General features: G+C 32.4%; 3 protein-coding genes. All 3 read right to left on the bottom strand.

Annotated features, from left to right (window positions below):
• Nucleotides 1-121: 121 nt before the first annotated feature.
• The gene (locus TP70_RS12865; protein WP_268767849.1) at nucleotides 122-250 is read right to left on the bottom strand and encodes a hypothetical protein; all 129 of its coding nucleotides are present in this window, start codon (nucleotides 248-250) and stop codon (nucleotides 122-124) included.
• Nucleotides 251-412: 162 nt separating this feature from the next.
• A complete protein-coding gene (locus tag TP70_RS08420; RefSeq protein WP_042740067.1) occupies nucleotides 413-883 on the bottom strand; it encodes a MarR family winged helix-turn-helix transcriptional regulator in 471 nt (156 codons plus the stop codon).
• A gap of 757 nt (nucleotides 884-1,640) precedes the next feature.
• Nucleotides 1,641-2,030 (bottom strand): TcaA NTF2-like domain-containing protein (locus TP70_RS08425; RefSeq protein ID WP_044360963.1); only part of this gene is annotated, 390 nt, incomplete at its 5' end.

Consider the following 2,030-nt stretch of genomic DNA (forward strand, 5'->3'; position numbering starts at 1 on the left):
CCTGCCAGCCACTAACTTCTGAACTAACACCCGAAACAGTATCCGTCGTTTCTCCTGATGATACTGACTCTTTAAAAGCTTTCAATGCTTTAATTCGTTCTTTATAATCTATAAACTACTCCTAATCAATCATTCTTTTAGAAACTGTTAATTCCTTCTCCCAATCTTGATAAATTTCCATGAACCGTTCTTCATCATCTTCCAATCCTTTAAAAACAACTTTATCAATATTTTCATCATTTTTGTTCAAAAATTATTTTTGTCATTAGTCAATATACTTAATTTCTTTCTCTTCTCTGCTATTCCAACAATAATCATGTCTTTACTTAATAATTTTTTCTAAATAGTTAATGAAATTAGTAAAATTAAAGTGAATCCTGCTGTAACTTCTATGGACTGGATATCCTTATTACTAAATGGTTTGGTCGATCGTATGACTCGCATCGTTTTTGTTATTAGCTAACTCTCTTTCTAAATTCTTTAAAATCCGCTCCAGATAGTTTTCGACCTGTTCGATTTCTTTATCGCTAAAGCCTTGGTAAAAGACAGAAATGACCTCTCTGCTAACAACTTCTCCAACAGCTTGCTGCTGGGAACCCTGAGGGGTGACCTGATAATCTTTCCGCCTTTTATCATCAAGAGAAGTCCTACTACCAATTAACCCTTGGTCTTCTAAACGCTTGAGCATAAGGGAAAGACTGCTGGTTGCAAGTCCTGTAATATTACTAAGCTCTTTGGCAGACAGAATCTCATTTGTCCAAAGTGCTGATAAGATTTTGGCCTGTTCTGCAGTGTAGAGTATATCTTGATTCTTACTCAACCTACGATTAAAGATCCTATCATTTAGCAAGTGAATTTTTAAAATCAGATAACTTCCTTGCATGACTAGAATGACGACCTCCTTTATTTTTATATAAAACGACATTAAAACAGATTCAATACTTTGTCAAATACGTACTGATGATAAGAAAAAAATAAAAGTTGTTAAAAACTGTTGGATAGTATATAGACATAATAAAAATCTAGCAATGACGCTTATCTTTTCTTACAAAGTACATTCCGTTTGCTAATATCATTAGAGAAATAGGCACTACTTTTAATTTCATGAATATCCCTCCTTTACAATGAAATAACATGAATATGTTTGAACGTGCTAATCTAATTTTTCTACAGTTACGTGTATTAGAACCTTTCTAAATATATTAACGTCTATATTAATATTAGTAATCACTAATATCCCTTGATCCCTTTCCGTTTGATAACAAAAAGAAATAGACCAGGTGTCTTCAAGCAGATTATAATAGGAATTAATCAAGTAACACGAGGGTAGATAAATTACTTTGATAGCGGATTTATTAAAAGCGTCATAATAAAAATACAAGATGTTACGTAAATATGGACTTAGCGAATAAAGTACAAAGAAAATAGCATACTCTCAAAAGAAGTATTTGAGACTTTCAAAAACGCAAGAATTTCATAAAGTCGTTACAACAAAACAACTCTACAAGTAGGAACTAACGATATTAGTCCTCACTTGTAGAGTGGGCTTACGTAAGATATTGAATCGCCAAGGATGAGTTCGTATGCTTGGTGGTATGCGAGGACGAATAGTCAATTAATGGCTATTCTCCTACTCGATCCTATATATCTGTATAACTTTTAATTTCAAAGTCGAAGAGTACATCATCATAGTCAAGGACATATTGTGAACGAATTGTATTTCCTGATTTATCTTTCTTCTCAGTTTCAATTGTTATAGTGTCTCCATTTTTACTGTATTTTATTACTTTAGGATCTGAAAATTCAACATCATCCCCAGATTCGACTCTACCTTCTATATAATCAGCTGCTTTAGAATCACTCTTAAAGTAACTAGATACATAAGAATATTCTTCTTCCTCATATGCTTGATTTAAAGCATATGTGTAATCTTCCATAAAGGTTTGAACATCTTTTTTTATTTCGGCATTTTTTTGATGTTTCTCAATTTCGTATTGATTAAACTGCAACTTAACAGGGACTGTTTTCTC

This window comes from Staphylococcus microti, from assembly GCF_000934465.1.
GTDB lineage: Bacteria > Bacillota > Bacilli > Staphylococcales > Staphylococcaceae > Staphylococcus > Staphylococcus microti.

Bases quoted from the DNA above. Each gene is read 5' to 3' on its own strand.
- TP70_RS08420 (WP_042740067.1), bottom strand. From the start codon at position 883: ATGCAAGGAAGTTATCTGATTTTAAAAATTCACTTGCTAAATGATAGG.